Source organism: Natronococcus sp. A-GB1, assembly GCF_029688845.1.
Taxonomy (GTDB): Archaea; Halobacteriota; Halobacteria; order Halobacteriales; family Natrialbaceae; genus Natronococcus.
This window is the reverse complement of sequence record NZ_JARUKW010000008.1, coordinates 40,252-66,148: the sequence shown is the minus strand read 5'-3', so window position 1 is coordinate 66,148 and position 25,897 is coordinate 40,252. Positions and strand designations below refer to the sequence as shown.

19 protein-coding genes and 1 pseudogene are annotated in these 25,897 nt (G+C 66.8%); 9 read left to right on the top strand and 11 right to left on the bottom strand.

Features of this window, described 5'->3' with window-relative positions; all coding sequences use genetic code 11:
- Positions 1-50: 50 nt before the first annotated feature.
- On the top strand, positions 51-2,030 hold the full coding sequence (locus QA600_RS10805; RefSeq protein ID WP_278291946.1) for a bacterio-opsin activator domain-containing protein: 1,980 nt from the start codon (positions 51-53) through the stop codon (positions 2,028-2,030).
- Positions 2,031-2,193: 163 nt separating this feature from the next.
- On the opposite strand, the gene hutH is transcribed toward QA600_RS10805, so the two are convergent.
- Positions 2,194-3,810: a histidine ammonia-lyase gene (hutH, locus tag QA600_RS10800; RefSeq protein WP_278291945.1), complete on the bottom strand. Its 1,617-nt coding sequence runs from the start codon at positions 3,808-3,810 to the stop codon at positions 2,194-2,196.
- Positions 3,811-3,899: 89 nt separating this feature from the next.
- On the opposite strand from hutH, the gene QA600_RS10795 reads away from it, so the two are divergent.
- The gene (locus tag QA600_RS10795; RefSeq protein WP_278291944.1) at positions 3,900-4,253 is read left to right on the top strand and encodes a hypothetical protein; all 354 of its coding nucleotides are present in this window, start codon (positions 3,900-3,902) and stop codon (positions 4,251-4,253) included.
- Positions 4,254-4,330: 77 nt separating this feature from the next.
- On the opposite strand, the gene hutI is transcribed toward QA600_RS10795, so the two are convergent.
- From hutI to hutU, 3 genes are read right to left on the bottom strand one after another with little or no spacing between them, the layout of a single operon-like run.
- Entirely contained in the window at positions 4,331-5,608 is a 1,278-nt protein-coding gene (gene hutI / locus QA600_RS10790; RefSeq protein WP_278291943.1) for an imidazolonepropionase, read from the bottom strand.
- Positions 5,605-6,591 carry a formimidoylglutamase gene (gene hutG / locus QA600_RS10785; RefSeq protein WP_278291942.1) on the bottom strand — a complete coding sequence of 329 codons (987 nt, stop codon included), beginning with the start codon at positions 6,589-6,591 and terminating at the stop codon, positions 5,605-5,607. Before hutG ends, hutI begins: the two co-directional genes overlap by 4 nt.
- Entirely contained in the window at positions 6,588-8,339 is a 1,752-nt protein-coding gene (gene hutU, locus QA600_RS10780) for a urocanate hydratase (protein WP_278291940.1), read from the bottom strand. The genes hutG and hutU overlap by 4 nt, the downstream gene beginning before the upstream one ends.
- Before the next feature lie 85 nt (positions 8,340-8,424).
- Between hutU and QA600_RS10775 the strand changes: the two genes are divergently transcribed.
- The 3 genes from QA600_RS10775 to QA600_RS10765 all read left to right on the top strand — a co-directional run bounded on the left by QA600_RS10775 (position 8,425) and on the right by QA600_RS10765 (position 11,007).
- Positions 8,425-9,075 (top strand): helix-turn-helix domain-containing protein, encoded by a 651-nt coding sequence (locus QA600_RS10775; RefSeq protein WP_278291939.1) that lies wholly within the window; start codon positions 8,425-8,427, stop codon positions 9,073-9,075.
- A gap of 733 nt (positions 9,076-9,808) precedes the next feature.
- On the top strand, positions 9,809-10,114 hold the full coding sequence (locus tag QA600_RS10770; RefSeq protein WP_278291938.1) for a hypothetical protein: 306 nt from the start codon (positions 9,809-9,811) through the stop codon (positions 10,112-10,114).
- Between the two features lie 80 nt (positions 10,115-10,194).
- Positions 10,195-11,007: a hypothetical protein gene (locus tag QA600_RS10765; protein WP_278291937.1), complete on the top strand. Its 813-nt coding sequence runs from the start codon at positions 10,195-10,197 to the stop codon at positions 11,005-11,007.
- Between the two features lie 23 nt (positions 11,008-11,030).
- Here the strand turns inward: QA600_RS10765 and QA600_RS10760 are convergent, their stop codons facing one another.
- From QA600_RS10760 to QA600_RS10750, 3 genes are all read right to left on the bottom strand, one after another.
- Entirely contained in the window at positions 11,031-11,378 is a 348-nt protein-coding gene (locus QA600_RS10760) for a winged helix-turn-helix domain-containing protein (protein WP_278291936.1), read from the bottom strand.
- Between the two features lie 165 nt (positions 11,379-11,543).
- Positions 11,544-12,368, bottom strand: a complete 825-nt coding sequence (gene otsB, locus QA600_RS10755; RefSeq protein ID WP_278291935.1) for a trehalose-phosphatase — start codon at positions 12,366-12,368, stop codon at positions 11,544-11,546.
- Position 12,369: 1 nt separating this feature from the next.
- Positions 12,370-14,058, bottom strand: a complete 1,689-nt coding sequence (locus QA600_RS10750) for a trehalose-6-phosphate synthase (protein WP_278291934.1) — start codon at positions 14,056-14,058, stop codon at positions 12,370-12,372.
- A 163-nt stretch (positions 14,059-14,221) separates the two neighbouring features.
- On the opposite strand from QA600_RS10750, the pseudogene QA600_RS10745 reads away from it, so the two are divergent.
- Positions 14,222-15,385: pseudogene (locus QA600_RS10745) on the top strand (Xaa-Pro peptidase family protein).
- Positions 15,386-16,301: 916 nt separating this feature from the next.
- Positions 16,302-16,529, top strand: coding sequence for a DUF5795 family protein (locus QA600_RS10740; RefSeq protein WP_278291933.1), 228 nt, complete (start codon positions 16,302-16,304; stop codon positions 16,527-16,529).
- 191 nt (positions 16,530-16,720) lie between these two features.
- Here the strand turns inward: QA600_RS10740 and QA600_RS10735 are convergent, their stop codons facing one another.
- Entirely contained in the window at positions 16,721-18,334 is a 1,614-nt protein-coding gene (locus tag QA600_RS10735; RefSeq protein ID WP_278291932.1) for a hypothetical protein, read from the bottom strand.
- A gap of 316 nt (positions 18,335-18,650) precedes the next feature.
- On the opposite strand from QA600_RS10735, the gene QA600_RS10730 reads away from it, so the two are divergent.
- The gene (locus tag QA600_RS10730; protein ID WP_278291931.1) at positions 18,651-19,820 is read left to right on the top strand and encodes a sugar phosphate nucleotidyltransferase; all 1,170 of its coding nucleotides are present in this window, start codon (positions 18,651-18,653) and stop codon (positions 19,818-19,820) included.
- On the top strand, positions 19,820-21,619 hold the full coding sequence (glmS, locus tag QA600_RS10725; protein WP_278291930.1) for a glutamine--fructose-6-phosphate transaminase (isomerizing): 1,800 nt from the start codon (positions 19,820-19,822) through the stop codon (positions 21,617-21,619). Before QA600_RS10730 ends, glmS begins: the two co-directional genes overlap by 1 nt.
- Positions 21,620-22,753: 1,134 nt before the next feature.
- Here glmS and QA600_RS10720 read toward each other — a convergent pair.
- Genes QA600_RS10720 through QA600_RS10710 form a run of 3 tightly spaced genes read right to left on the bottom strand, consistent with a single transcriptional unit; the run spans position 22,754 to position 25,797 of the window.
- The gene (locus QA600_RS10720) at positions 22,754-23,320 is read right to left on the bottom strand and encodes a metal-dependent hydrolase (RefSeq protein ID WP_278291929.1); all 567 of its coding nucleotides are present in this window, start codon (positions 23,318-23,320) and stop codon (positions 22,754-22,756) included.
- Between the two features lie 45 nt (positions 23,321-23,365).
- On the bottom strand, positions 23,366-24,574 hold the full coding sequence (locus QA600_RS10715) for an ABC transporter permease (protein WP_278291928.1): 1,209 nt from the start codon (positions 24,572-24,574) through the stop codon (positions 23,366-23,368).
- Positions 24,571-25,797, bottom strand: coding sequence for an FtsX-like permease family protein (locus QA600_RS10710; RefSeq protein WP_278291927.1), 1,227 nt, complete (start codon positions 25,795-25,797; stop codon positions 24,571-24,573). Before QA600_RS10710 ends, QA600_RS10715 begins: the two co-directional genes overlap by 4 nt.
- Between the last annotated feature and the right edge of the window lie 100 nt (positions 25,798-25,897).

Below are 25,897 nucleotides of genomic sequence, written 5' to 3'. Positions count from 1 at the left end.
CCCGATGACCTCTCTCGAGTACGCAATCAGTTGCAGAAAACCGAGATGCCATGCAAGACGTAACCAACGACGCCACGGTCGCCCTGATCACCGAATCGCCCGACAGCGAGCTGTCGGCGGCGATCGAGACAGTCGCTTCGTTCGATGTCCGGACGGTCCCCCCCGATCGAGCGCTCGATTCGCTCCAGGAGACGGCCAGTGAGGGCGAGGTCCCCTCCGGGATCGTCCTCGAGGCCGACGATCCGGCGACGATTCGGTCCGTTCTCGCTCGAGTGCAGTCGGCAACCCAGGCGACGCCGGTCGTCGTCGCGCCCACCGAGGGGAACGAACACACCGCAGCGGCAGCGCTGCGAGCGGGTGCGACCGAGTACGTCACGGCCGACAAGCCCGAGGCGAAGATCGACCGAATCATCGACGCGATCACCGAGCTCCCGGCCGACGAGACCGCAGAGTACCACCGTATCCTGGCGAACGAACTCCCCGACGAGGCGTTCGTCATCGGGGAGGACGGCACTTACCTCGAGTCGAAGGTTCGCCCGGATACGGCGACGCTGTACACGACTACGGCCGGCGAACTCGTCGGCAAGTCCCTCGAGTCGGTGTTTCCCGCAGACGTCGCCGAACGACTGCAGTCGTGTCTCGAGCGCGCGATCGAAACGGGCACGATACAGTCCATCGAGTACGGTGCCGATACGACCGAGGGCTGGCGCCGGTACGAGGCGCGGGTCGTCCCCATCGAGCGACGGATCGGCGGCCAGCGCGCGGTCGTCTGGCTGGCCAGAGATATCACCGAGCGGGCCCAACGCGAACGACGGCTGCAGTCCCGTCAGGACCAGCTCGAGACAGTCAATCGGATCAATCAGGTCGTCCGGCAGGTGATCGAGACCCTCGTCGAGGCACCGACCCAGGCGGCCATCGAGCGGAAGGTCTGCGAACAGCTCGTCGAGTCGGAGCTGTACTGTGGCGCCTGGATCGCCGAACGGTCGGGCGAGGGTGAGCTCTCGTATCGGACCGGCGCCGGGACGGCCGAGACCTACCTCGAGGCCGTCGAGAGCTGCGATCCCGAGGATCAGCGGCCGGCCCAGAGCGCCGTCAGAAGCGGCGAGATTCAGGTGATAGACGACGTGCTCGGCGACGACTCGGTTCCCGAGGAGCTTCGCGAGGCGGCCCGCGCGGACGGGATCGACGCGGCGGTCGTCGTCCCGATCAGCCACGGCGGGACGACCTACGGCGTCCTCGCCGTCGTCGCGAACCGAAACGACACCTTCAGCGAGAGCGAGCGAAGCGGGTTCCAGCTACTCGGCGAGACGACCGGCTTCACCATCAGTGCCGTCAAGAACCGCCAGCTGCTGTTTTCCGACACCGTCCTCGAACTCGAGTTCCGGATCGACGACGGCGAGACGCTCGCGTTCGACCTGACGACGGAGTACGACTGTACGATCACGCTCGAGTGGGCGGGCTCGACCGCCGACGGTCGGATCTTCCAGTACGTGACCGTCGACGGGCTCGACGGCGAGACCGTCCTCGAGGAGGCCGAGGATCACGACTCCATCGAGGAGTGTCGGCTCATCTACGACGGCACCGACAGCTGCACGCTCGAGATCCGAATGGAGGAGTCGGGCGTCCGCACGCTCGCCCACCACGGTGCGACGATCCGGGACATCGTCGTCGAGAACGGCTCCGCGTCCCTTCTGATCGAAGTCCCCCGCGACGCCGACGTCCGCGAGGTCGCCGAGGCGCTGAAGTTCGTCTACGAGGACACCAAACTCGAGGCGCGTCGGGAAGTCGACCACCCGGTCAGAACCGCCGCCGAGCGCCGCGACGACGTGTTCGGTAAGCTGACGGACCGACAGCTCACGACGCTTCGGCTGGCCTACTACAGCGGCTTCTTCGACTGGCCACGGGCGAGTACGGGCGAGGAGATCGCGGAGGCGATGGACGTCTCGCCGCCGACGATGCACCAGCACCTCCGGAAGGGGCTGAAGACGGTACTGGGCGAACTCTTCGAGGAGAGCGGCGGCACTGTATAGAAACCGGCAGCGAGGGAAACAGTAGGTGGTGGTGGTGTTTCGAACGGTCCCCGTCGTGCCGGTGCCTTCGATCGACGAAGGCGAATTCGGGTAGGTGCTCGAGCGGGATAACAGTGCGCAAATCGACCGACGGGACGAGGGTTGCGCCGTCGGTCTATGGCGATTAGTCGTCGTCGATCGGTGGCGAGTCGTCGGTGGCGCGCTCGATCGTCTCGTCGACCAACCCCTCCGCGAGCAGTTCCGCCACCTGATCGACGTCGGTGTGAACCGGCCGATCCGCCTCGAGCGACGGGACGACCTCCCGGATCAGGTCGTAGACGGCGCTCGTCCCAACGCCGAGCGACAGCGGCTCGTCGGTCTCGAAGGCGTCGTCGACGTAGTCGGCAGCCTGTGCGCCACAGACGAGTTCGGCTGCGACGACCTGCGTAGCGTTCTCGACGGCCCGCCGAGCGTTGAGTGCGGACTGGCCGCTCATGCTGACGTGATCTTCTTGCCCGCCGCTGACCGGCGTGTTGTCGGCGGAGGCGGCCCCGATCGAGCGCAGCTCGTTGAGCAGCGCCGCCGCGGTGTACTGGGCGATCATGTACCCCGACTCGACGCCGCTGTCGGCGGCGAGAAACGGCGGGAGGTGTGGTTCCTGCAGGTTGGGGTTCAGCAGGCGGTCGATCCGTCGCTCGCTGATCGCCGCCAGGTCGGTCAGCGCGAGACGGGCGTACTCGAGTCGAAGCGCCAGCGGCGCGCCGTGGAAGTTCCCGCCCGAGAGCACCGCCGCACGTTCGGTTCCCGACGCGCGATCGTCGACCCTGTCGCCCGCAAACACCAGCGGGTTGTCGGTCGCGCTGTTGAGTTCGGTCTCGACGGCCGTGCGGAGGTGCTCGAGTGCATCCCGGACCGCCCCGTGAACCTGCGGGAGACACCGCAGCGAGTAGGCGTCCTGCACCCGGTCGCAGTTGCGGTGTGCCTCCACGACCTCGCTGCCGGCGGTGAGTCGTCGAACTTCGCGCGCGCTTTCGAGCTGGCCTGCGTGCGGCCGGGCCTCGTGAATCGCCCGGGCGGCCGTCGCCGTCGTTCCGAGGGAGGTTTCGATCGTCAGCGCGCCGGCCGCATCCGCACCGCGAACGAGCCGTTCGCCGTCGACAACCGCGAGGGCCGCCAGCCCGGCGGTTAGCTGGGTGCCGTTGATGAGCGCGAGTCCCTCCTTGGGCTGCAGGGAGAGGGGCTCGAGGCCGATCTCGGCGAGGGCGTCGGCGCCGGAGCACCGTTTACCGTCCTCCTCGTTCGATCCCTCGACGACCGCTTCGCCCTCGCCGATCAGCACCAGCGACATATGCGCGAGCGGTGCGAGGTCGCCGCTGGCGCCGAGACTTCCGCGGGATCTGACAACCGGGTGGACGCCCGCGTTACAGATCGCGACGAGGTGATCGACGACGGTCTCGCGGATCCCCGAGTAGCCGGTCACGAGCGCGTTGATCCGGGCGACCAGCATCGCGCGGACCTCCTCGCGCTCGAGTTCGCGGCCCGCGCCCGCAGCGTGGCTGCGCAGCAGGTTCGTCTGGAGCTGTTCGATCTCCCCGGGCGGGATGCGTTCGTCGACCAGCTCGCCGAATCCGGTGTTGAGCCCGTAGACGGCCTCGCCGCTCTCGATCACGTCCTCGACGCGGGCGCGGGACTCCCTGAGTCGCTCTCGGGCCGCTTTGTCGATCTCGAGCCGGGCGTCGTCGCGCGCGACCGCGGCGACGTCCTCCGGGGACAGCGACTCGCCGTCGAGCACGACGGTCATCGGCGACCACCTCCCGCGGCCGTCGCCGGTGGGCGGCCCGCACACGAGCGCCCAACGGGCATACGTGCGGGCTTCCGAGCGACGATCGTATGCCAGACGCAGCAATCGTCGTGCTCGCAGGAACCGAATCGGCGTCCGACCTCGGCCGCGTCGTCAACGGCCTCCAGACCGCCCAGGAGTTCCACGAGGCCGGCGACAACGTCGAGATCGTCTTCGACGGGGCCGGTACGCAGTGGATCCCCGAACTCGAGGACGAGGCTCACGACTACCACGAGCTCTACGCGGAACTGACCGACCTCATGTCGGCGTGTCACTACTGTGCGAACGCCTACGAGGTTGCCGACGAGGTCGAAGCGAGTCCGGCCGAACTGCTCGACGAGTACGAGGGCCACCCCAGCATCCGCTCGCTGGTCGAGGACGGCTACGAGATCATCACCTACTGAAGCCGTCTCTTTCGGCGCCGTGTTCGGTCTCAGTTCGAGCGTACTCGAACGAGACATCGCATCGGCGATCGCAGCCGTCATTTTGCCACCACCTCCCCTCGCTTGAGCACCGCGTCGACCGCCGACGTGTCGAACCGGTAAGCGACGTGGGCGAACGACGGCGCCTCGAGCACGACGGCGTCGGCCGGCGCACCTTCCCGCAGCGTCCCCGTTCCGTCCTCGAGTCCGAGCGCGAGCGCCGCGTTTCGCGTCGACGCGAGCAGCGCCTCCGCGGGCGTCATCTCCATCTCGACGGCGCCGAGCGTCTGAACGAACTCCATGCTCCGGGAGTGGCAGTTGGGGTTGAAATCGGTCGCCAGCGCGACGGGCGCGCCGGCCTCGAGGAACGCCCGCGCGTCGGCGTAGTCCTCGCCGAGGCCGAACGCGGTTCCGGGTAACAGGACGGGCACGACTCCGTTCTCGACCAGCGCGTCGACGTCGTCTCCGTTCGCATGCAGCAAGTGGTCCGCGCTGGCAGCACCGAGTTCGGCCGCAAGCTCCGCCCCGCCGAGGCGAACGAACTCCTCGGCGTGAACCTTCGGCGTCAGGCCGTATTCGAGTCCCGCCTCGAGCACCCGTCGCGACTGGTTGACGTCGAAGACGCCCTCCTCGCAGAAGACGTCGCAAAAAGTCGCGATTCCCTGGTCGGCCACGGCCGGAAGCTGTTTCTCGACGACGTCGTCGACGTACTCGTCGGTACCCCGATCGTCGGGGACCGCGTGGGCGCCCATGAACGTCGCCACGAGATCGACCGGCTGGGCGGCGTCGGCGCAGTCGATCGCCTCGAGCTGTCGAAGTTCGGTCTCGGTGTCGAGTCCGTACCCAGACTTGACCTCGACGGTCGTCGTCCCGTGGGCGAGCATCGTCTCGAGGTGGCCCGTAAGGTTCGCGACTAACTGATCGTCGCTCGCCTCGCGAACCGCTCGGACAGTTCGAAGTATGCCGCCACCCTCGGCGAGGATCTCCTGGTACTCCTTTCCTCGTAACTTCGCCTCGAACTCGTCGGACCGATCGCCCGCGAAGACGGCGTGCGTGTGGGGATCGACGAAACCGGGGACGACCGCCCGCCCCTCGGCGTCGATCGTCGTCTCGGCATCCTCGGGCGGGTACTCGCGGGTGACGTCATCGCTCGAGCCAACGGCGACGACCTCGCCGTCGACCGCGACGAGGGCGGCGTCCTCGCGGATCTCGAGGGGTGTGTCGTCGGACTCGTTCCTCGAGGGCCCGACGACGAGCTCGCCGATATCGTAGACGACGCAGATGTCGCCGTTCGCGCTGTCCGCCCCGGAGTCGGCGTCCTCGGCTAGCCCGCTCATCGTCGTCCCTCCGTGTACCCCGCGAGGAAGTGTGCGATCGCACGAGCCGCCGCGTCGGCCGTCAGCGCCTCTCGATCCAGCGGCGGCGCGCACTCGACGATCTCGAAGCCGGCGATCCGGTCGTCGCTGGCGAGCAACCGCAGCAGGCGGAACAGCTCCCGAGTACGCAGCCCGCCGGATGTCGGCGCGCTCACGCCGGGTGCAGCGCTCGCGTCGAGGACGTCGCAGTCGACGCTGACGTAGAGAGCGTCGACGTCGCCGACGATCTCGAGGGCTCGATCCGCGGCCTCGACGACGTCGTCACCGACCTCCTCGCTGGTGACGATCTCGCCACCGTGCTCGCGGAGGAAATCGTGGTACGCGGTCGAGGTCTCGAAGTGACGAGCGCCGACGCAGGCGTAGCCCGCGAGTCTGTCCTCGAGGAGCTGTCGGTACGGCGTCCCGCTCGTGGGCTCGCCGTCGACCGCCCGAACGTCGAGGTGGGCGTCAAGGTTGATGACGCCGACGGTACCCGACTCGAGCAGTGGGGCGACGTTCGGGTAGGTCAGGGAGTTGTCCCCGCCGAGGAAGACCGGGAGCGCGTCGCGCTCGTGGACGAGCCGAGTCGTCTCGCGGAGTTCCCTCTGGACCGCCGAAACTCGCTCGTCCGTGTCGTCCTCGAGCGTCTCGACCAGCGAGCGCACGTCGCCGAGGTCCGCGACTCCCTCCAGAGGACCGCCGTCGAAGTGGTGGGACTTGGTTCGGGCGAGCGAGCGTCGGATCGCCGGCGGCCCCTCGCGGGCACCCTGTCGGCCGATGACCGCGCCGTCGTAGGGTTCTCCGACGAGGACGGCCTCGAACGCGCTCTCCGAGAGATCCTCGAGGGCGACGCGCTCGACGACGTCGCCGAACAGTTCGTCGTTCGCGTCGCCGCCCGCGAGGACGTCCCAGCCGCCGGTCGACGCCCAGTCGGGGTTGGTCGCGAACCGATCGGTTCCGCTCACGAGCGATCGGCCTCCGCCATCGGGACGTGGACGTTCGACTCGCGGGCCTCCGCTATGGCCTCCTCGTAGCCAGCGTCGGCGTGACGGATCACACCCATTCCGGGATCGGTGGTAAACACCCGTCTCGCCTTCTCGGCCGCGAGTTCCGAACCGTCGAGCACGACGTGATTGTTCGTGTGCAGCGAGTTGCCGATGCCGACGCCGCCGCCGTCGTGGACGCTGACGATGTCGGCGCCGGCCGCGCAGTTGAGCAGGGCGTTGAGGATCGGCCAGTCGGCGACGGCGTCGGTGCCGTCGGCCATTGCCTCGGTCTCGCGGTTCGGGCTCGCGACGGAGCCGGCATCGAGGTGGTCCCGCGTAACGACGATCGGGGCCGAGATCTCGCCGCCGGCGACGAGCTCGTTGATCCGCAGAGCGAAGCGAGCGCGCTCGGTGAGTCCCTCGTCGCCCTCGCCGTCGGTACTGTACCCGAGCCAGCAGACCCTCGAGGGCAGGCCCTGAAACTCGACCTGCTCCTGGGCGAGATCGATCCAGCGATGCAGGTGGTCCTTCTCGGGGAACAGTTCGCGAACGGCGTCGTCGGTCCGGTGGATGTCGGCGGAATCACCTGAAAGGGCGACCCAGCGGAACGGTCCCTTGCCGCGACAGAACAGCGGCCGGATGTAGGCGGGGACGAACCCCGGGAAGTCGAACGCCGACTCGTGGCCGCGGTGTTCCTGTACCTGCCCGCGGATGTTGTTACCGTACTCGACGGCGATCGCGCCCTCGTCTTGCATCTCGAGGATGGCGTCGACGTGGCGTTCCATGGTGTCGAGACTCTCCACGACGTAGGTTTCGGGATCCTTCTCGCGCAGTTGATCGGCCTCGGCGACGGTGTACCCCGAGGGGTAGTAGCCCTCGAGTTCGTCGTGGGCGCTGGTCTGATCCGTGACGACGTCGGGGACGAAGCCGCGCTCGAGCATCGCCTCGAGCATGTCGGCAGCGTTCGTGTGGACGGCGACGCTGTAGGGGTCGCCGGCCTCGGCAGCAGCTTTCGCGTCCTCGATCGCTTCGTCCAGGTCGTCGGTCTTCTCCTGGCAGTACCCCGTCTCGAGGCGCCGATCGATCCGCGTCTCGTTGACCTCGGCGGCGATGCAGACGCCGCCGTTCATCGTGACCGCCAGCGGCTGGGCGCCGCCCATCCCGCCGAGGCCGCCCGTGACGACGATCGTACCCTCGAGTCCCTCCGTGTCGGGGTAGTGCTGGCTCGACAGCTCCGCGAGGGTCTCGTAGGTGCCCTGAATGATCCCCTGCGTGCCGATGTAGGCCCACGAGCCCGCAGTCATCTGGCCGTACATGATCTTGCCCTCGGCCTCAAGCTCGTGGAAGTGCTCCCAGTCGTCCCAGTTACCGACGAGGTTCGAGTTCGCGATCAGTACTCGGGGGGCGCGCTCGTGGGTCTCGAAGCGGCCGACGGGCTTGCCCGACTGGACGAGCAGGGTTTCCTCGTCGCCCAGCTCGCGCAGTTCGGCACAGATCGCGTCGTAGGCGTCCCACGACCGGGCTGCTCGCCCCGTGCCGCCGTAGACGACCAGGTCCTCAGGTCGCTCGGCGACGTCGGGATCGAGGTTGTTGTTCAGCATTCGGAAGGCCGCCTCCTGGCGCCAGCCCGTACACTCGAGGTCCGTTCCCGTCGGCGAGCCGCGGTACTCCTGCCACTGGTCGCTCGGTGGGGCGTCCCCGAGCGTCGATCGTCGGTCGCTGTCCATACCGATAGCACGGTTCGGGGAACCAACACCGTCGGTGTTCCGTACGGAAGTGGGTTTATAATAGTCGAGCAGCGTATCGGTATGCGTGTACGAGGCAACCGTCGCTATCGCCGACTCGAGCGCCTACACCGCGCCGACCGATGGGACCGACTGCCGGATCGAACTCTGGTGTAACGATCACGCGGATCTCCTCTACGTCGTCGGCTCGTCGGCCGAGCCGGTGCTCTCCCGGGTCCGGGCAGATATCGGAATCGAGGACTGCGTCCGGGGAGACGGCGAGACGGTCGTCATCACGGGTTCCTGTCTGAAGCGACACGAGACCTCGCACATCGAGCGCTACCTCGAGTCCCACGACTGCCTGTTGCTCCCGCCGTTGCGGTACGAGAACGGACGGAAACACTGTCGGATCCTCGCGCTCGACCCCGAGAACCTCACCGGCCTCTACGCCGCCCTCCTCGAGGACGGGTTCGACGTCGAAGTTCTCCGCAAGCGCGAGGTCGGCGTTCCCGCCCGGTCATCCCCGGTGGTCTCGCTCGAGGAAGTGCTACCGGAGCTGACGGCCCGACAGCGCGAGGTCCTCTCGCTGGCGATCGAGGGCGGCTACTACGAGATTCCGCGGGAGACGACGAGCGAGCAACTCGGGTCCGAACTGGGGATCAGCCGACGGGCGGTAGACGACCACCTCCGTCGGATCGAGCGAAAGCTACTCTCGGCGCTGCACACCGCTCTCTACTAAGTACGGACTCGGGCTTCGGACGACGGCTGAAACCGACTCGAGCGACTCGGTAACTGGGTGAGTATGGACCGTCCGGCCTCGAGTCTCCAGTACTGGCCAACCGCTGCGGGGTGAGACTGAAAAGGGCCAGGGGCTCCCTGGTGATACTGACGAGCAACAGGCCCTACTCACACGAACACAGGGGATTGCCACGCCCTCCCCAGCCGACTCGCTCACTCCGTTCGCTCATCCACTGGCAGAGCAAGCTCTGCCAAGCCATTCGCTCGTGTTACTCGCGAAGACCTCGCACAGCATCGTCGACCGTCCTCACTGACGTTCGGCCCGTTGACAGCGCGCGCCACTGCAGGTGGGATGGTCGGACTGAGCTGATACGTTGTTCATCTGTACGGAACGCGAACTTCACACCAAACCCTGGGTGAAGAATCGCGTTGTCAACTATCGCTACCGACAATTGCTCGGTCCGGAATCACTATCTGGCTCTACGGCCAGTTCCGATCCCGTGTCACCCCAGACAGGAGGTAGAGACGTCGAGAGCCATGTTTGCCGCTCGAGAGGTTCGACGAAACGACCGTCAGCCGATCGGATCAGTTCCGGAGCAGGGACACTCAGCCACGTATAACTGTCGCAACTGTTAACCCGACCGACGATAGGACCGGCCCGACTCGACTCGAGTGATGAGCGAGCGAGGACGAACACGGCAAGGGGCCGCTCGAGCGCTACCGGGGGAGAACGCGTGAGCGAGGAGCTACGGACCGAAACGGTTCTCGAGGGGTCCGATGGGAGCTACTACACCGGCTGGGAGGTAGCTCGCAGAATCCGAGCGGGCGACTGGAAACGCTGCCTTCGGCAGGCTGATCCCGACCGACAACTGGTCGAAACGGAGTCGGGCGAGCTCCTGTTGCTCGTCCCGATCGACCCCGGGGCGCTGCCGGCTCGAGCCGAGGTTCGGCTCGAGGGCGAAGCCGCCCGCGTCGTCCGGACGCGACGGCGGTGTCGTCGGCTCCGAGACCGACAGTACGGGTTCCCTGACGGTCAATAGACCGAATGTAACCGTTTTAGGGCGAGCCATCGTAGTTCGTAGGGGTCGCCAAACACACGCCGAGATCGATTTCAGCGAACATGAACGACGAGGGAGCGAGCGACGAGAGACCGGCCCTGACGCGGCGCCAGCTGCTGGTCGGGCTGGCCGGGTCGACTGCTTCGGTCGCCACCGTCGGAACGCTCGGCTACGCGAGGCGGGAGCCGACCGATCGCCTCGAGGTTCGACTCTGGTTTTCCGAGCGAGCCGCGGGGTACGACGGGATCGCCGACCGCGTCCGCGATTACCTCGAGGCGCTGCTTTCCGACGAGCACTGGGAGCTCGAGCTGTCAATCGGCGGAACGGTTGCGGTCTCGACGGAGGACGGCGCCCGCGTGACCAGCGGCGGCGAGTGGCCCACGACGCTGGCGTCGGGAGCGGTCGGGGTCGGCGACGTCGACCCGGTTTCGGACGTCAACCTGCTCGTCACGGACGGCCAGATGACGACCGCACCGACCGGGTTCGCGCTGCCCCACGTCGCGTCCGTCGGCGGCGCTCGCTACCTCGCGACGCTACCGCCGATCGCGGAGCTTGGAACGGTTCGGGACGGCGAGGTGGTCCACCGGACCGTTCCAAACGAGCGCCCGACCCGGACGATCCAGATCCTGTTGCACGAGATCGGACACGCGCTCGGGCTCGAGCACGATCACGGGGTCGCCTTCCGAAGCGAGGAGACCGTCGTCGCGACGCCGATGCTCAGCAGCTACGCCTGGGATCCGGACTACGAACAGGATCGGTCGCGCTGTGGTACCGTCTATCCGTCGACGGCGGGACGTGATCGGGCGCTGAGTCTGACGTTCTCGACGTGTTCGAGACGGGAGCTCGAGTCCTACAGCGGCGGCTTGACGCTGTAGCTGGCCAGGAAGAGGCGAGGAGCCTACTCCTCGTCCGCTTCGTTCTCGCCGCGGGCGAAACTCCCCTGCTCGCCGGCCGACTCGTCGATATCCGGGGATGGCCCCTCGATGAGCGACTCGAAGTCGTCGGTCTCGTCGTACTGGTCGCGGTAGACCAGCGCCGCCCGCCCGAGCGACGTAATCTCGTAGAGCCCGGAGCGCTCGGCCGGACCGATCTTTTCGACGAGCCCGTAGTCCTCGAGCACCGGCAGACGGGTGTTGATGTTCTTGCGGCTCTTGCCGGTGTGGGCCGCCAGGTTGGTCGCGACGTTGCGTCCCTTGTCCTCGAGCTCCTCGAGGATCAGGAAGTCAGTTGGTTGTCGTAGTTTCACTCTCTGTCACGCTCGCATCTGCCACTATATTTCCAGTGGTGACTAATTCTTTCGACTCCGACCGATCGACCCGTCTGGAGTGACATATCGAACTTCCCAGCGTTTCTGGCCCCGCAAAAGCGGGTTCTCGGACGATTAGCTACCGACCATCAGAAGCCTGACTCGTCACAGCACTGGTCCGTTCCGAACCTGTTCGACGCCCGTCGTCGATACCCACTCGAGTAACGAAGCGACCTGTTCGGGCGAGCGGACGCGCCCCGATGCGGCCGTCGGCGCGTCGTCGCCGACGCGGACGCCGACGCCCCGGGGTTCGACGGTTCGAAACGCGGATTCGTCGGTGACGTCGTCGCCGATGTAGATCGGTACCGTCCCGTCCGAGCGGTCGGCGACGAGCATCCCGACGGCGTTTCCCTTCCCCCAGTCTATCGAGGGGCCGATCTCGAGGATCGCCTTCCCCGTCGAGAGCTCGAGGCCCTCACCGCCGAACCGGGAGACGGTCTCGCGGGTGAGTCGCTCGACCTGCGGTCTCGCGGGTTTGGGCACCGACCGGTAGTGGACCGTGGCGGTCAGGCGCTTGTTCTCGACGCGGGCGTTCGGAACCGGATCGAGGGCGATCTCGAGGGCCTCGCAGACGGCATCGACGCGCGCGGCGCGCTTTCGGGCGATCGGGTGGACCGCGACCGAATCGCCGCGCTCGAGTTCGAGGCCGTGGTTCCCCGCGTAGATCCGTGGTCCGTCGACCCGCTCGCGGACGTCGGCGAGCTCGCGCCCGCTGACGATCGCAGTCGTCACGTCCGGTTCGGCGGTGATTCTCTCGAGGACGTCGCTGACGGCTCGCGTCGGGGCGGCCTCGTCGGGATCGTCGACGATCGGCGCAAGCGTGCCGTCGAAGTCGAGACACAACAGGAGTTCCGTCGCCTCCTCGAGTCGCGTCCGGATTCGGGGTCGGAGGTCGTCGATCGGGTTCGGCTTCGTTCGCTGCTGTTGCATGTTATATCTGTGGGGTTCGCGCACCGGGATCGTCGTCGTTCGACTCGCTCGGGTCGTGCAGGCGTCGGATCGAGTCAAACTGGCTGTCCATCCACGCCTCGAGGTCGGCCTCGAACACGTCGGTCCGCATCGACCGCATCCGACGTCGTCGCTCGCTGGCCGGCATCGCCAGCGCGGTCTCGAGTTCGGCGGCGAACGCGTCGGTGTCGGTCGGATCGATCGTCACCGCGTCGGCGCCGAGGCGTTCGTGGGCGCCGGTTCGCTCGCTCAACAACAGGACGCCGTCGCCGTGGGGTGCACCCGGCGACGATTCGCTCGCGGGGCCCTCGCCGACGCAGGAGGCGACGAACTCCTGGGCGACGAGGTTCATCCCGTCCAGCAGCGGGCTGATGACCATGACGTCGGCCCGACGGTAGAGCCCGCAGAGGTTCTTCTGGGGGACGTACTCCTCGGTGTAGACGATCGGCTGCCAGTCGTCCGTTCCGAACCGACTGTTGATCCGGGTGACCTCGCTTCGAACGAGGTCGCCGAGCCGTTCGTAGGCCGGAATGCCGGTTCGGGAGAGCGTCGCCTTCTGGAGGAACGTGAACTCCTCGCGTCCATCGGGGTTGCGCTCGAAGAAGCGCTCGAGGGCGGCGAGGCGTTCGGGAATCCCCTTCGAGTAATCGAGGCGGTCGACGCCGAGTCCGAGCGTGACCTCGGGAGAGACGCCGAACTCCTCGAGCAACGCGTCCGGATCTTCGACTGCTCGGGCGTGCTCGTCGTAGGTTTCGGCGTCGATTCCCATCGCCGCGGTCGCCAGCCGGGTCGTCCCCTCGTCGTAGTCGACGAGCCACTCCTCGTGGTCGACGACCGCGCCGTCGAGGTACTGCTCGACGCACTCGAGGAACAGCCGCGCGTACCGATCGACGTGAAAGCCGAGCAGGTCGTTGCCGAGCAGCCCCTCGAGCAGCTCCTCGCCGACCGGACACTTGGCGAACGTCTCCGGCGTCGGCCACGGAATGTGCCAGAAGTGAGCGATCGTCGCGGCCTTCGGGATCCGCTCGCGGATCAGCCGCGGCGCGAGTCCGAAGTGGTAGTCCTGAATCCAGACGATCGACTCGGTGCTGGCGTGTTCGGCGACGGCGTCGGCGAACCGCTCGTTGACGGTTCGGTACCACTCGAAGTCGTTCGCCCAGTCGCTTCGTTCCTCGATCAGGTCGGGGAACTCGTGACAGAGCGGCCAGAGAACCTGGTTGCTGAACCCGTAGTAGTAGGAGTTGACCGCCTCCTCCGAGAGGTCGATTCGGTGGAGGGTGTAGGCGTCTTCCCCGGGCGGGACGGAGACGCAGTCGTTCGCGTCGGTGACCGCGAAGTCGGCCTCGCCGTCGCCCCAGGCGATCCAGGTGCCGTTGGCCTCCTGGACGACCGGGTCCAGTCCGGCGGTCAGCCCGCCGGCGGGCTCGTCGACGACGATGGATCCGTCGTCGCCCTCCGGCTGGGACTCGTACTCGTGGCGGTACGGCTGACGGTTCGAGACGACGATCAGCGACCCCGGACAGCCCGGATCGTCGTCATCGTCGTCCGTCTCGTCGGGGCGGCTCTCCCCGTCCACACGTCGCCCGTCGGTCCGTCCGTCGGGGCGGCTCTCCCCGTCCACACGTCGCCCGTCGGTCCGTCCGTCGGGCAGCCGGTGCTCCGTATTTCGCATTCGCTGAAGGGAAACAGGTCCCTAGCGGGTCGGTTCGCGGCTTGCACCTGCATGGGACTCTAATGCCCCCTAGTGTCGTTTCGGCCGGGAGACCCGTCACTACGCCGTCCGTTCGGCACCGTGACCCGAACGCTCTTTTCGGGACGCCCGAAACCCTCGAGGTATGCATTCCCCGTTCGACGCCCGCATCGAGGCCTGTCGGCGCCGGCTCGAGACTGTCGGCGCGGAGCTACTCGTCTGCTTTCCGAGCCCGAACCTCACTTATCTAACGGGGTTCGTCGAGTCGCCCTCCGAGCGTCACTTCCTGCTGTTCGTTCCACGAGACGGGGCGCCCGCGATCGTCGCCCCCGCGATGTACGAGGCACAGCTCGACTCTCTCGGCGTTCCCAACGTCAGACTCTGGGACGACGAGACGGATCCGTTGACCGTCATCGAGGACGTTCTCGAGGAGATGGTGCTCGAGAGCGCAAACAGTGCCAACGAGCCAACCGTGTTGCTTGACGACCGCATGTGGACGACGTTCAACCACGACCTGCGCTCGCTGCTCCCCGGCGCCGAGTTCGGTCTCGCGACTGTGGTCCTCGAGGAACTTCGCATCCGCAAGGACGAGACCGAGCTCGCGGCGCTTCGCCGGGCGGGCGCGATCGCTGACCGCGTCTCCCTCGAGATCAGATCCCGCGGCGATGATCTAGTCGGGACGACCGAGGCCGAACTCGCGAGCGAGATCGACTCGCTGCTGGCAGCGGAGGGCGGCGGGGAGCCCGCCTTCGAGACGATCGTGGCCGCGGGACCGAACGGCGCCCGTCCCCATCATCATCCCGGCAACCGCGAGATCGAGCGGGGAGAGCCGATCGTGCTCGATTTCGGCGCGTTCGTCGAGAGCGATCTCGAGGCGGGAACCGCTCGCTAACCGGGCGATCAGACCCGGACGATCGTCGTCGGTGAGCCCCCCGCCGAGTACGAACGGGTCCACGAGGTCGTCCGCGAGGCCCAGGGGGCAGCCGTCGAGGCTGTCGAACCCGGCGTCGAGGCCGGCGAGATCGACCGCGTCGCTCGCTCGATTATCGAAGAGGCGGGCTACGGCGATGCCTTCGTCCACCGCACGGGCCACGGCGTCGGCCTCGAGGTCCACGAGCCGCCGTACATCACCGCGGGCAACGACCGCGAACTCGAGCCCGAAATGGTCTTTTCCATCGAGCCGGGGATCTACCTCGAGGGCGAGTTTGGGGTGCGGATCGAGGACCTCGTCGCCGTCACCGACGAGGGCTGCGAGCGACTGAACGACTCGCCGCAGGGCTGGGAGAGTGGCAGGGACGTCGATCGATAGCAGTTATATTAGCACGGCTCTTCTGGCGTGAGAGTCGCGTTACGTACGGCTGAGAGACAGCGCAAGCAGTACTCACGCACCCATAATAACGAACACGACAATATAGGAAATCAGTCCGAAGACGGCGGTCGCTCCCATCCAAACAGCCACTATTAACGCTGCCTGTTTGCCAGTCATTTCCTCTCCATCGAGGAGTTCGCCAAATTGTGGTAACATCCCAGAGAAACTCAGTATGATGATTCAACGTATTGGTCGAATAGCGACGCCCAGAGGCGCTCGAGTGAACTGGCATAGAACGGTGGGGTGTTCCCGGCAGGGAGGTAGAATTTTGGTTCAGTGTCGCTGCCTCGGTCATCGGCACGGTGCTCATGTGCCATACCAACATGTACCGGTCGTACCCGCATTGGTCTCTCTCTTAATCGAATAATCCGTTTATATTGGGTCTGTAAGTGTCGTGAGCGAAAGGCACTGTATATTCAGCACAGACCAGCTATGAGTCACTTTGGTTCAACGAACTCTCCTGCGGTGGCGCGTGCTTGACGACGGCGAGCGCAGCGGGGCGTGAGCCGTCGTCCGAACCTACGCAAGGGATAAAGCGAGCGGAGCGCGGCGCTGTGCGCCGCGGCAATGCGAACGGCGGAAGCCGTGAGCAAAGCGAGCGAATCGGCTGGGGAGGGCGTGGCGAACCCCTGTGTTCGTGCGAACGGGACTGGTATCGTCGTCACTACCGCCAAAGCCCTTCCAGTCCCACCCGGCGGTGGTCAGTCAGGGCTGTAGACTCGAGTCGGTCGATCCACTCGTCGTGGTCCATAGGCGTCGCTCCGTCGAGCTGTCGGATCGGCGCTGGCCCTGGCTCAATCCGGAACCGTGGGTCGGCCGAGAAACGCTTAGGGGTATCGGGACCACACACTCGAGCGTGAGCGAAAATCGCGTCGTTCAGGGACGAATGGTCACGGCGAAGAAACTCGCGGAGCTGATCGAGGACGACTCCGTCATGGACGCCGAGGCGATCGAGGAGGCCGACAGGGAGTGTCCCGACTGCGGCGGGGACGTCCTCGAGGTCGGCTACATGCCGTCGGTGACGGAGTTCGTGACGGGGCGGAAGTGTCAGGACTGCGATTGGAGCGAGACGGATCGGGACTGAATCGACTGCATCTCGACGGGGTCGTTTCCTGACAGTGGCTATTCCAGGCCTTTCGCGACCGACTTCGATGGGTACGGTAAACGTTAAATAGAATACCTTCCGCTCGAGGGAGTTTCGAAAGGAAATGGATCGGCGACGGCGGTCCGCCCGGAGAGTTCAGGGCGTTCGAACGGTGATCGATCGTCTACGTCTTAGTGCGTCGTCTTTTTCTTTTCGTCCTTCTCGTCTTTCTTCTCCTTGTCCTTGCCGTTCTTCTTCTCGTCCTTCTTCGCTTTGTCGTCGTTCTTCTCCTTCTTCTCGTCTTTCTCCTCGCCGTCACCATCGCCGACCGCGCGCGCCTCGGTCACCTGGACGTTCTGGTTCGCCTGGTAGTTCAGCTGTTCGGCCGTCGCCTCGCCACAGCGGGTGGCGTAGGCGATGGCGCTGAACTGCTCGTTGACGTTCACCTGCTCGACGAACTGGTACTGGTCGATCCCGGCGGCAGCCTCCTCGAGATCGACGTCGCTGTCGCCGTTCCCGTAGGCTAGCGCCCAGGAACCGTCGTCGTTGGCGGCGGCGCCGTTGAGCACCGTAGACGCGCTGCAGCGTCCGTCGCTGACGCTCAGCCCCTCCGCGGTGGCCACCTGCGCGTTGAAGTTGCCCTGATAGCTCACCTGTCGGGCGGTCGCGTTGCTGTCTTTCTTGGCGAGGGCGATGGCGGCGTTCTGCAGGTTGATGTTCTCCTGGCCGACGCACTGGACCTGCGTGATCTCCGCCGATGCCTGGCCGTTCGACTGAGCCTTGCCGTCGTCGGTTCGCTCCACGGCGTCTTCCGGAAGCTCGCCCTCCATCTCGGCGCACTTGAGGATATCGTCGGGCGACCGGAAGCCGAAGCTGATCGCCGTCGCGTCGGCGGTCTGCTCGTTGACGTTGAGCTGGGAGCTCAGCTGGTAGGCCTCCGCGGTGCTGCACTCGCCGACGGCGATCGCGATGGCGACGCCCTGCTCGCTGACGTTGAGCTGGGAGACGTCCTGGATCTGCTCGACCGACGCCTCGGCTCCCTGTCGGTCACCCTCGCCGATGTTCGCCGCGACGGCCTCGGCGTGCTGGTAGTTCTCGTTTGCCTGCCAGCTACGCTGGTAGGACCGGGCGCAGCTCCCTTTCTCGGCGACCGCCATCGACGTGCTCTGGCTGTTGTAGTTGAACTGATCGACGGTCTGTTCCTGCTCGATCGTCGCGGTGGCGGACGCTCCGTTCTCGTAGGTGTCCTCCCTGGAGACCCAGCCGGAGAACGTCCGGCAGCCGGTCTCCTCGGCGAAGACGATGTGCACTCGACTGGGGTCGTAGAACGTCTCGTCTCGCGTCTCGTATGAGCTGTCTATCGACTCCGCGCTCGCATCCTGGACGTTGACGTTGTCCTGCTCGGTCTCCTGGACGGCCGTCGCGTCGGCGCCATCCATGGCGATGCTGACGGCGTTGCCCTGCTGGAGCACGTTGAGCTGGGAGACCTCCTGGTACTGGATGACGTTCGGGAGGGATTCCTCCGAGTCGCCGTTGATCTCGTCGCGGTGCTTGTCGACCCAGTCGCCGAGGTCCTTCTCGGACGAGTCGGCGCCAAAGATCAGGTACAGATCGTCGCCCTTGACGTCGTGCGTCTTCGCTTCCTCTTCCTTCTCGTCGTTCTTCTTCTCGTCGTCCTTACCCGTATCTGCATGCGTACGGGTGCTCGCGATCGAAAGCGTTCCGACGCCGAGTCCGCCCGCCGCGAGTCCTTTGAGATACCCTCTCCGCTTCATCGTGCCGCGGTTCGTGTTCTTTTCTGCCATAGCCCGGTTGGACCGATGAGCATATCACACTCTGTAATTGACCAGCTTCCGGGAATAATTGGCCATCTAACGGGTGTTGCAGCATCGAAACCGGCGAAGAATCTGGACAGGTCACGGATAATTATATACACCCATCGAGTCCGGCTCAGATCCGATCAACGGACATTGCACCGACGGAGCGACGGTGCTCGAGACGCTACATAAGCTCTCGAGCGGCCTCGAGCGCCACCGATGGCGACGCCGTCGGAGACGGAAGTCGATACGACCGGAATCCCCAGTCGAAAGGAATAATAGCTGCTGCTAGCTGTCAACAGACATGGGATACTCCGCAGTGGTGCTCGCGGCAGGGGAGGGGAGGCGACTTCGGCCGCTGACCACCCACCGGCCGAAGCCGATGCTTCCGGCGGCGACGAAGCCGATTCTCGAGCACGTCTTCGACGCATTAATCGACGCCGGCGTCACCGATATCACGGTCGTCGTCGGCTACCGCCGGACTCGGGTCCAGTCCGAGTTCGGCCCGAGCTATCGGGACGTGCCCCTGACCTACGTCACGCAGGACAAACAGCTCGGCAGCGGCCACGCGCTGCTTTCGGCCGAGCCGGCGATCGAGGGTGCAGCGCTCGTCGTCAACGGCGATCAGCTGATCGACAGCCGGATCATCGAGGACGTCATCGCGGCCCACGACCGCGAGTCGGCGACGGCGACGCTCGGGCTGGTCCGGCGGGCCGACGTCACCCGGTACGGCGGCGTCCTCCTCGAGGACGGTACGGTTACGGAGATCGTCGAGAACCCGCGGGACGATCGTGGCTATCAGCTCAACGCGGGTGTGTACGCCTTCGAGCCGGCGGTCTTCGAGGCGATTCGCCGGAGCGAACCCCGCGCCGGCGAGCAGTCGCTGGTCGACGGGATCGCGACGCTGCTCGAGGCCGACGAGGAGGTCCGAGGGGTCGTCTCCGAGGGAACCTGGATCGACGCCACCTACCCGTGGGATCTGCTTCGGATCGCCGACGACCTGCTTGAGGACGGCGAGGAGCGGCAGATCGCCGCGAGCGCGTCCGTCCACGAGGACGCAACGGTGGTCGAACCGGTCGTGATCGACGACGACTGTGTCGTCGGTCCCGGTGCGGTCGTCGGACCGAACGTCTCTCTGGGCGAGAACGTCACTATCGGCTCGAACGCGACGGTCGAGCGGTCGGTGCTCGACGCCGACACCCGCGTCGACAACGGCGCGACGATACGAGACTGCGTCACCGGACGGGGTGTCGGGATCGGTCCGAACTCGACGGTCGCCGGCGGCCCGGGTGACGTCGAGATCGGCGACCGCGTCCACCGGGAGACGATCCTCGGCGCGGTGCTGGCCGATCACGTTCGCGACATCGGTGGGGTGACCTACGAGCCAGGGACTGTCGTCGGCCACGGCGCGGTCTGTCACGGGGGGTCGACCGTCAGCGGAACCATCGTCGCCGACGCGGAGGTGTGGAGCTGATGTGCGGGATCATCGGCTACGTCGGCGCCGATCGCTCGAACGCGGCCGACGTCCTGCTCCACGGCCTCTCCCAGCTCGAGTACCGCGGCTACGACTCGGCGGGAATCGCGCTGGCCGACGGCAGACTCGACGTTCACAAGCGCCAGGGCGAGCTCTCGGCGCTCGAGAACGCGCTCGCGGGCGCCGAGATCGGCAACCAGACGACCGGGATCGGTCACACCCGCTGGAGCACCCACGGACCGCCGTCGGACCGCAACGCCCACCCCCACACGGACGCGGAGGACCGGGTCGCGGTCGTCCACAACGGGATCATCGAGAACTATCAGCGGTTGCGCGACGAGCTTTCGGCCGAGGGCGTCGAGTTCCGCAGCGAGACCGACACGGAGGTTATCCCGCACCTGATCGCCGGCTACCTCGAGGACGGGCTCGACCACGAGGCCGCGTTCCGCGCGACGATCGGTCGACTCGAGGGAAGCTACGCCGTCGCGGCCGTCTTCGCGGGCTCGGAGACGGTGTACGCCGCGCGCCACGAGTCGCCGCTGGTGCTCGGCCTCGCCGACGACGGCACCTACCTCGCCAGCGACGTCCCCGCCTTTATCGAGTTTACCGATCGAGTGATCTACCTCGAGGACGGCGAGTTCGCCCGGCTCGAGGGCGACGAGATCTCGGTCACCGATAGCGAGGGGCGGGTCGTCGAGACCTCGATCGAGACGATCGAGTGGGACCCAGAGGACGCCGGCAAGAGCGGCTACGACCACTACATGCGAAAGGAGATCAACGAGCAGCCGTCGGCGCTCCGGGAGTGTCTCCGCGGTCGGCTCGACGAGCTCAGCGGCCGGGTCACTTTGGAGGAGTTCGAGGGGTTCGAGCTGAACCCGCCCGTGACGTTCGTCGCCTGTGGAACCTCTTACCACGCGGCGCTGTTCGCCGCGCAGCTGTTCCGGGAGTGGGGCGTGCCGGCCCACGCCTACCTGGCCAGCGAGTTCGAGGCCGAGATGATGCCGATCGACACCGAGTCGGTCGTCGTCGGCGTCACCCAGAGCGGCGAGACCGCCGACACGCTGCGGGCGCTGCGAGAGGCCAACGCCGCCGGCGCGACGACCGTCGCGGTGACGAACGTCGTCGGGAGTTCGGCCGCCCGCGAGACCGATCGCGTCCTGTACATCCGTGCCGGACCGGAGATCAGCGTCGCGGCGACGAAGACGTTCGTGAGCCAGCAGGCCGCGTTGACGATGCTCGCCGCCGCGTTGAGCGACCACCGCTCCCGCGACCTGGTCCGCGAGCTGCGATCGGTTCCCGACCGAATCCAGTCCGTCCTCGACGAAGACGCCGCCCGCGAGGTCGCCTCGACGTACGCCGACGCGAGCGCCTACTTCTTCATCGGGCGAGGGTATCACTACCCAGTCGCCCTCGAGGGCGCGCTGAAGATGAAGGAGATCACGTACAAACACGCGGAGGGGTTCGCGGCCGGCGAGCTCAAACACGGGCCGCTCGCACTCGTCACCGAACAGACGCCGGTGTTTGCGATCGTCACCGGCGACGGTCGCCGCGCGGAGAAGACCATCGGGAACGTCAAGGAGGTCGAGGCTCGGGGGACACCGGTCGTCGCTATCACCGACGGCCGATCGGAGGTCGGCCGCTACGCCGACCACGTCCTCGAGGTGCCGCCGGCCGGCGAGATCACGAGCTCGATGGTCGCGAACGTCCAGCTCCAGCGAGTCGCCTACTGGACGGCCCACGAGCTGGGTCGGTCGATCGACAAGCCCCGAAATCTGGCGAAAAGCGTCACCGTGGAGTAGCAGGACCGTTTTCTCGCCCACAACGTGGGCGTTGCCAATAGAGAGGGCTAGGGTGTCATAGAACTGTTCTCATACCTCTCCTCGACTACCTGCCAGACGGCACGTATAGGCGGACCATGTATCATGTCGGACCACCCACTCGCTGCGGTGGCGCGCGCTGTCGACCGGCCGAACGTTAGTGAGGATGGTTGGCGACACTGTGCGAGGTCTTCGCGAGCCATGCGAGCGAACGGCTTGGAAGACGCAGCGCGTCTTCCAGTGGACGAACGAGCGCAGCGAGTGAGTCGGCTGGGGAGGGCGTGGCAATCCCCTGTGTTCGTGTGAGCAGGACCTGCTTCCGTAGAGATTATCACGAAAGCCCCTGTCCCCTTTCAGACCCACCCAGCGGTGGTCAGTCAGGGCTGCAGACTCGAAGCCAAACGTTCCATGTACAGACGTATGTAACGCGCGTTCATCCCCAGTACAGTTGCGTTCCATAGCGACGGACGCTCAGTACAGGCGAAGGCGGTACCACCGCGGTAGTATCACAAGCGCAGCACCCGCGAGCGACCAGCGGGAAGCGAGCGGCCCTTTTAGCGTAGATTTTTGCGCCGAGCGGTTCCGAACGCAGTGAGGAATCCCGAGGCGGAAAAAGGTACGTGGGCACCTCTACGTAACGGTTGGTTCACTGAAAGAAGGATGAGAGTATCCCCATGAGAATCGTTCTATGACACGCTTAGAGAGGGCTGTAAGGAGCCCGAGACGAACGCTCGAGCCCGACGCGACGCCGCGGGTCGGGTAAGGGGTCGACGGCACCCAGGGCGTTCGAGACCGCCGAAGCGCTCGAGTCGGGTACGCCAGTTACGCGCCCGCGAAGCGAGCCGCGGTCGAATCTGTCGGGCGAGACGACGACGAAGTACTATCGGCTCGAAAACGGTCGACGCCGTCGAGCGGGACTCGACGCGAGCGTCGAAACGGTCCGTTGGAGTCGGACATCGATCACACGGACGGTGCCGGGACCGCTCGTGCCCTAACGGTCGGTTGCCGGCAATCGTATTCCCCGCAGTTGCGTCGACCACCCATGCAGAGATAGTTCTGTCGGCGAGTTGAACGTCTTGAGAACAGGACAGAAGCGGCGTTCGACTCGGCGAGCCGTCAGTTCGAGTCGGGCGTCGAGCGATCGGGGAGGACGCGCTCGAGAAGCGTTCGGATCGCCGCGAGTCCGGGGTAGCCGTCGCGTCGCCAGACGACGAGTGCGACGGCCGCGAGGACGAACTCCGAGAGGAAGTAGGGGTCGCTCAGCGACTCGAGGAAGAGGGCGGTCACCGTCGGCGCGCCCGACTCGTAACCCTCGACCGGAAGTGCGGGCCACAGCAGGAAGCTCGGATCGGTCCCACCCCACAGCGCCGGCAGGGCGTCGACCAGCGTGTGCGAGATCGCGCCGAGTCCGAACGCGAACCCGTACTCGGGACGACCGTACCGCCGCGCGAGGAGGTAGACGCCGATCGAGACCGGGACCAGAAACAGCAGGGAGTGTGCGAGCGTTCGGCCCGTCGGGATCACGCCCAGGTACCACGCCAGGGGTTTGTCGATCAGGTCGGGGAACTGGGTGCCGACCAGGAGTGCGAGGACGGCGATCCCACCCGGGGATCGGTCGAACCGGGTCCGGGTCGCGAGCGCGTAACAGAGATAGCCGATAGCTACGTGTCCGAGCGGCCACATAGGTTCGAGCGATGGGGGCGACGCCTATAACGGACCTGATTCGGCTCAGGACTCGAGAGCTGCCACCGTCGCCGATCGACTCGCGTACCAGCCCGTGACGAGCGCGACGAGGATCCCGACGACGAGCGCAACGGCGAACCCGAGGACGAACACCTCGAGAGGCGTCCGGACGAGGCGTTCGAACCCGATGACATCCGTCGAGAGCCGGTTCAACCCCGCGGCGAGCACGGGCGTCGCGGCGACCCCGATCGATCCACCGAGGAGGCCGATGAGCGCCCCCTGCACGCCGATCGTCCCGGCCAGCAGCCCCCGAGAGAGGCCGATCGCCCGAAGCGCCGCCAGCGTCTCGCGTTGCTGGTAGGCGACCAGGGCGAACAGGTTCGCCGTCAGCACGACGCCGCCGACGGTCGCCAGCCCGACGAGCGCGATCCCGCTCGCGACGACGAGGTGTCGGTCGCCCACCATCGCGGCGAACTGGTCGTCGGCGGTGCGGACGTCGTAGGTCGGGTACTCGGCCCGAACGTCGTCGGCGAACGCCTCTCGGTCGGCGTCGTCCTCGAGGTTGAGCGTGACAAACGAGGCCCGGCTCGAGCCGGCGGTTCCGGTCATCGACTGCAGTTCGGGCAGTGGGATCGTCGCAGCCTCGGTCCCCAGGAACTGCGAGTAGTACGAGCCGACGCCGACGACGGTGTAGGCGTCGACGGCCTGGCGACTGGCGCCGACGTAGACGGTGTCACCGACCCCGACGTCGAACCGATCGGCAGTGACGGGATCGAGCACGACGACGCTCCCGCTCGAACGGCCCTCCTCGTCCGCGTCGGCGGTCATCGCGCCGTCGAACCCGTCGCCGTCCTCGAACTCGAAGTGGCCGTGGGTGCCCTCGACGCCGACGGCGGCGATCGGCTCGACGGCGTCGGGGTCGGTGCCGAGGTAGACGTCGTGCATCGCGACCGTCGAGACGTCGCCGACGCCCTCGTGCTCGCGGAGGTCGGCCGCGACGGTCGCGGCGTCGACAACCTCGTTCTCGCCGCCGGCCGCAGGGCCGCCGGTGATCCAGATATCTCGGCCGGCGTCGTCGAACTGCTCCTGGCCGGTTTCGACGACGCCGACTCCGAGGCTGGCGAGCAGCGTTACGGAGAGTACCGCGAGCACGACCCCGCCGACCGCGAGCGCGGTCCGGCCCGGGGAGTGACGAAGCTGGGCGAGTCCGAGGCCGACGACGGCACGGAGCCGGACGAGCCAGCGACGGCTCACCGTCCCACCTCCGCGAGAGCGTCGGTTCGGGCCGCGAGCGCGAGCGGGTACGGCAGGGCGACCAGCGTCGAGACGACGGCGACCGCCAACGCGTACGGAACCAACAGCGGGTGGAGGACCGCGACCGCCTCGGGAGCGACCGTCGCGGTCGCGAGCGCGTTCGTCACCTGGATACCGACGACGCCGAGGCCCACGCCAAGAACGGCGCCGGCAGTCGCGGTCGCGATCGTCGTCGTCGCGACGACCACCAGCCGGCTTTCGGTCGGGAACCCGACCGCACCCAGCATCGCGAGCGTCCGGCGATCGGCCTCGACTCGCATCCCTGCGGTGGTCGCTACCAGCAGTGAACAGACGCCAAGCGCAACGACCAGGGCGAGGGCACTCGTCGCGAGCGCGAGGCCGTCGCCGAACAACGCCCGAACGTCGGCGGCCCCATCGCTCTCGAGCGCGGCCTCGGGGTACGCCTCGGCGGCCCCCTCCTGGATCGCGTCGCCCTCGCCCCAGATCAACACCTCGTCGGCCAGCCCGCTCCCCTCGGTACCCGACAGCGACTGGAGTACCTCGAGGTGGACGAGCGCGACGGGCGGTTCGTCGTCCGGCCCGTCCTCGACGGCGCCGACCGTCGCCGACTCGCGGTACTCGGCGCCCTCGAGCACGAGTTCGTCGCCCGGTTCGACACCGAGTTCAGCGGCGGCGGCCCTCGAGAGGACGAGTTCGGCGTCGTCAGCGCCGGGAGGGTCTGGCTCGAGGCCCTCCGTCGGGAGTTCCGCCACCGTCGCCGGATCGGTACCGGGAACGGCGCCGACGAGCAGGAGATAGGTCGACCCGCCGGCTCCGGGGTGATCGGCCCGGATCGGCTCCCGGAACACGGGCGAGACGTGGTCGACACCGTCGCGGTCGGCGATCCGTTCGGCCCGGTCCGAACTCTCGCCCAGCCGTGGTGGTTCGACGCCGGTGACCGAGCCGTGAATATCGGCGTCGTCGGCCACGATCCGGGCGTCGGCGTCGTGGTCGGCCTCCCCGTCGTCGGCCAGCGCGAGCGCGACGCCGGTGACGAGCACGAGGTTCGCGACCGTCAGCGCGACGACGAGGATCGTCGCGAGCGTTCGACCACGCGCCGTCGTCAGCTGCGTCCGAACGAGCGTTACCGCGACCGCGAGCAGTCCCCACCATCGGCTCGAGCGCTGCGAACCCGTCCCGGAGTCGAGATCCCGTCCTGACATCGGTGGCGGTCGAGGGAGCCGTCGTCGCGTCGAGCGATCCGTGCGACGATCGACTCCCGTTTATACCGAGACAGCCGGGCGGGTCCCATTGTTTGGCTCT

Bases quoted from the DNA above. Each gene is read 5' to 3' on its own strand.
- hutI (WP_278291943.1), bottom strand. From the start codon at position 5,608: ATGAGCGGGCTAGCCGAGGACGCCGACTCCGGGGCGGACAGCGCGAAC.
- QA600_RS10710 (WP_278291927.1), bottom strand. From the start codon at position 25,797: ATGTCAGGACGGGATCTCGACTCCGGGACGGGTTCGCAGCGCTCGAGC.
- QA600_RS10765 (WP_278291937.1), top strand. From the start codon at position 10,195: ATGAACGACGAGGGAGCGAGCGACGAGAGACCGGCCCTGACGCGGCGC.
- hutU (WP_278291940.1), bottom strand. From the start codon at position 8,339: ATGGACAGCGACCGACGATCGACGCTCGGGGACGCCCCACCGAGCGAC.
- QA600_RS10730 (WP_278291931.1), top strand. From the start codon at position 18,651: ATGGGATACTCCGCAGTGGTGCTCGCGGCAGGGGAGGGGAGGCGACTT.
- glmS (WP_278291930.1), top strand. From the start codon at position 19,820: ATGTGCGGGATCATCGGCTACGTCGGCGCCGATCGCTCGAACGCGGCC.
- QA600_RS10805 (WP_278291946.1), top strand. From the start codon at position 51: ATGCAAGACGTAACCAACGACGCCACGGTCGCCCTGATCACCGAATCG.
- otsB (WP_278291935.1), bottom strand. From the start codon at position 12,368: ATGCAACAGCAGCGAACGAAGCCGAACCCGATCGACGACCTCCGACCC.
- QA600_RS10750 (WP_278291934.1), bottom strand. From the start codon at position 14,058: ATGCGAAATACGGAGCACCGGCTGCCCGACGGACGGACCGACGGGCGA.
- QA600_RS10795 (WP_278291944.1), top strand. From the start codon at position 3,900: ATGCCAGACGCAGCAATCGTCGTGCTCGCAGGAACCGAATCGGCGTCC.
- QA600_RS10735 (WP_278291932.1), bottom strand. From the start codon at position 18,334: ATGGCAGAAAAGAACACGAACCGCGGCACGATGAAGCGGAGAGGGTAT.
- hutH (WP_278291945.1), bottom strand. From the start codon at position 3,810: ATGACCGTCGTGCTCGACGGCGAGTCGCTGTCCCCGGAGGACGTCGCC.
- QA600_RS10720 (WP_278291929.1), bottom strand. From the start codon at position 23,320: ATGTGGCCGCTCGGACACGTAGCTATCGGCTATCTCTGTTACGCGCTC.